This window comes from Nostoc cf. edaphicum LEGE 07299, from assembly GCF_015207245.1.
Taxonomy (GTDB): Bacteria; Cyanobacteriota; Cyanobacteriia; order Cyanobacteriales; family Nostocaceae; genus Nostoc; species Nostoc edaphicum_B.
Window position 1 is genome coordinate 1 of the sequence record NZ_JADEXF010000745.1, and the last position, 3,264, is coordinate 3,264.

The following is a 3,264-nucleotide window of genomic DNA, read 5'->3' on the forward strand; positions in this document are numbered from 1 at the left end:
ACCGGTATATCGCAAACGCGCTGAAGATTTGGCGGGGAAGGCGTTAGCAGAACATGAAATTGTCCAAATTAAGGTAAAGTTATCGCAACTTGAACGGGAAAGATACAACCAGTTAATTCAAACTCGCAATGACTTTTTGAAGCAATCAAAGATTTCTTTGGGGAGTTTGCAAGGTTGGCAAATGTTCGTGCAAATGAGTGCTAGATCGCAATCTGGACGTAGAGCCATGTTAGCGCATCGAGAAGCGAAAGATATCGCTTTGGGTACTGATGGAAAGTTGCGAATTTTGATTGATTTATTGGCAGAACATTATCCGGCAAGAATTTTAATTTTTACAGCGGATAATGCGACGGTTTACCGCATTTCTCAAGAGTTGCTAATTCCGGCAATTACTCATCAAACTCCTGTGAAAGAACGCCATGAGATATTAACAAAGTTTCGAGAGGGTAAATATAATACTTTGGTTGCTTCTCATGTGTTGAATGAAGGGGTTGATGTGCCTGCGGCAACTGTTGCAATTATTTTATCGGGAACGGGTTCGGCTAGAGAGTATACTCAGCGATTGGGTAGAGTTTTGCGGAAGGGGAATATTGAGAATAAGCAGGCGATTTTGTATGAGGTAGTGGCGGAGGATACGAGTGAGGAGGGGACTTCGGCTAGGCGGAGAGGGGAGAGGAATAACGAACCGCAGAGGCGCGGAGGACGCAGAGAGGAGGAGGAGAGGAAGGGGAAGTTAAAGGTTGTGTATGGGAGTGGGAAGGAAAGGAGTTTGAAGGCTGCGGAACAGTTAGAGATTAATTATTCAACGGGAAGTTCAAAATCTAAAATTCAGAATTCAGATGTTACCGACAGATTTACTGATGCACCGCCAAAACGGGGAGGAGATCATTCCGAAGAGGCTGAAGATTGATCGAGCAACTTCGGAGTTGGCGATTGAGTTAATTAATTATTTTCAATCAGCAGTGGGGAAGACTCAAGGTGTGCTTGAGCGACAACTGACTGATTTTGAAGGAGATTCTACAGATTATCGGGTGAAGCGAGGGTTAGCTTATATTCTCAAAAGCAGTTTTTGTACTTTTGAGGTGGTTAGTCCTTTGGAACCACAGATGTTAAGAGAACGGGTGTTTTCTCTGGCTGCAAAGTCTGTTTCTAGTCGAGAATCTACACAAGTTACTTTGAGTAAAATTGCTGATGACTTAACTCAAGAACTTGAGCGGGAAGTTTTATTGGAACAGGTTCGTAATGGGTTATATGCTGATTTATCTGAAAATAAGATTTTGACTGTTTTTGATGCACCAACAGCGCCAGATTTGTTAAATCGGTATAACTTATCTCAGGTGCAGGGTGTGTTTTATAAGGCCAGTAAACTGGTGTTAAATGCTCATCGCAATGTTCCGGGAGAATATAAGCTGTTATTTCGCTATTTAAAGTTGTTTCAATTGATGGCTTATATTGAGGGTGATGCTGATCACGGGTTTACAATTACCATTGATGGGCCGACGAGTTTGTTTAATCCTAGTACGCGATATGGGTTAGCGATCGCTAAACTTATTCCGGCTTTACTTCACGTTACTAAATGGAGTCTTTCGTCGATTCTCCAAACCCGCGATGCTTATACAAATAGTTGGAAAACTGGACGTTTTACTCTCAATTCCGAATGTGGTTTAGTATCCCACTATCCACCAGGAAAGCCCTACGATAGTATGCTAGAAGCATCCTTTGCTGATAAATGGGATGCGTTGAAAAGTGGTTGGGCGTTAGAACGAGAAGTTGATTTGATCCCAATTCCTGGTAGTGTGATGATTCCCGATTTTCGCTTAGTTCATGCTGATGGACGCACATTCTTATTAGAAATTGTTGGTTATTGGCGACCAGAATATTTACAAAAGAAGTTTTCTCAAGTGCGGCGGGCTGGACGTGATGATTTGATTTTGGCAATTTCTGAGCGCCTTAATTTAGAAAAGGCGGGAGTAAAATTAAATGATGTCCCCGCCAGAATTGTTTGGTTTAAAGATAAGTTATTGCCAAAAGCTGTGTTAGCTGTAATGGATTGAACAAGGATAAATGAGATGAAAAGTATAGAAACAATTGCCACAGTTACCAAAGATGGTAAGATTACAGCGCAGTTACCATTGGATATTCCAGAGGGTAAGCATCAGGTAGTAATAGTAATTGATGAGAAGCCTTTGGCTGAGGAAGCAGAGAGCAAGGAAAAACGCCCTCCTCTAAACTTTCCTGTAGATAATTATGGGCCTTGGCCTGAAAACCTTTCTTTAAGACGTGAGGATATGTATGGTGATTGGGGTCGCTAACTCTGTATTTCTGGACACAAACATCTTAGTGTATGCAAATGTGTCCGAATCTCCCTTTCACCAAGCAGCACTACAGGCTATTGAAAATCTTTATGACGCAGGAATTGAATTATGGATTAGTCGCCAAGTGTTGCGGGAATTCTTAATGACTCTTAGTCGTCCACAAGCATTGATGAATCCTCGGCCTGTTGCGCTCATAATTGAGCGTACCCGATTTTTTCAAGCTCAATTTCGAGTAGCTGATGAAACCGCCCAAGTGACAGAAAAACTTTTATCTCTAATGGAGCAAATTACTATTGGTGGTAAGCAAGTTCATGATGCAAATATTGTCGCTACGATGCTAGTTTATCGCATTCCTCAGTTACTCACTCACAACACAAGTGATTTTGCTAGATTTTCTGGGTTAATTACTGTCTTGCCATTACAAGGTTAACGCCGTGTGCGACTTTATCTCAAACCTAACACCCAACCCCTTCCCTACTAGCGTTCTACGGTGTACACACAAGTATTGTCGCAGTCATATCTTTATTAAAAAATCTCGCACTGCGTTTCTATCCCGCCTCGGAATGAATTCCGAGTCTCATAGCTGAAGTCCACTTAAGTGGACTAAATTGATTGTTCAGTCCACTTAAGTGGACTTCAGCTATTAGCCCTGAACTTTAGTTATGGGCGGGATGCGGGTAATGTAGCCTCTCGACCTTTCCGGGAGAGGAATGGAAGCGGGGTTCCAATTTCGGTAATTGTACAATTCCACTCACTAACTCCAAATACTTCTGCGTTCCCAATACTCAGCAACTCTTTTTTCCCACTCTTCCCAGTAATCTTTAATCATTGCTGATTCAAACCAAAATACCTCTGCTGGCATTTCTGGAATCGCTACTACCAAGAGGGCATGATTTAGCTGAATGCCATAATCTCGATAATATTCGTTAGCTGCTCCTATGTACGCTGT

4 protein-coding genes and 1 pseudogene are annotated in these 3,264 nt (G+C 42.1%); 4 read left to right on the forward strand and 1 reads right to left on the reverse strand.

Translation table 11 applies throughout. The annotated features are described in order from the left end of the window. The 4 genes from IQ229_RS20000 to IQ229_RS20015 form a co-directional block, all read left to right on the forward strand. Positions 1–910: helicase-related protein (locus IQ229_RS20000; RefSeq protein ID WP_265583000.1), on the forward strand; the 910-nt coding region annotated here is incomplete at its 5' end. Next, positions 840–2,054 carry a DUF790 family protein gene (locus tag IQ229_RS20005; protein ID WP_194046731.1) on the forward strand — a complete coding sequence of 405 codons (1,215 nt, stop codon included), beginning with the start codon at positions 840–842 and terminating at the stop codon, positions 2,052–2,054. The genes IQ229_RS20000 and IQ229_RS20005, both read left to right, overlap by 71 nt. A 15-nt stretch (positions 2,055–2,069) precedes the next feature. Beyond that, complete coding sequence (locus tag IQ229_RS20010) at positions 2,070–2,312, forward strand: hypothetical protein (RefSeq protein WP_194046733.1); 243 nt, start codon at positions 2,070–2,072, stop codon at positions 2,310–2,312. Continuing rightward, positions 2,293–2,745, forward strand: coding sequence for a type II toxin-antitoxin system VapC family toxin (locus IQ229_RS20015; RefSeq protein ID WP_228013592.1), 453 nt, complete (start codon positions 2,293–2,295; stop codon positions 2,743–2,745). The genes IQ229_RS20010 and IQ229_RS20015 overlap by 20 nt, the downstream gene beginning before the upstream one ends. 324 nt (positions 2,746–3,069) lie before the next feature. Here the strand turns inward: IQ229_RS20015 and IQ229_RS20020 are convergent. Continuing rightward, positions 3,070–3,264: pseudogene (locus tag IQ229_RS20020) on the reverse strand (exonuclease); the annotation flags it as partial.

What these genes read in the sequence shown, in the direction of transcription:
- IQ229_RS20010 (WP_194046733.1), top strand. Translation starts at nt 2,070, where the DNA reads ATGAAAAGTATAGAAACAATTGCCACAGTTACCAAAGATGGTAAGATT.
- IQ229_RS20015 (WP_228013592.1), top strand. Translation starts at nt 2,293, where the DNA reads ATGGTGATTGGGGTCGCTAACTCTGTATTTCTGGACACAAACATCTTA.
- IQ229_RS20005 (WP_194046731.1), top strand. Translation starts at nt 840, where the DNA reads ATGTTACCGACAGATTTACTGATGCACCGCCAAAACGGGGAGGAGATC.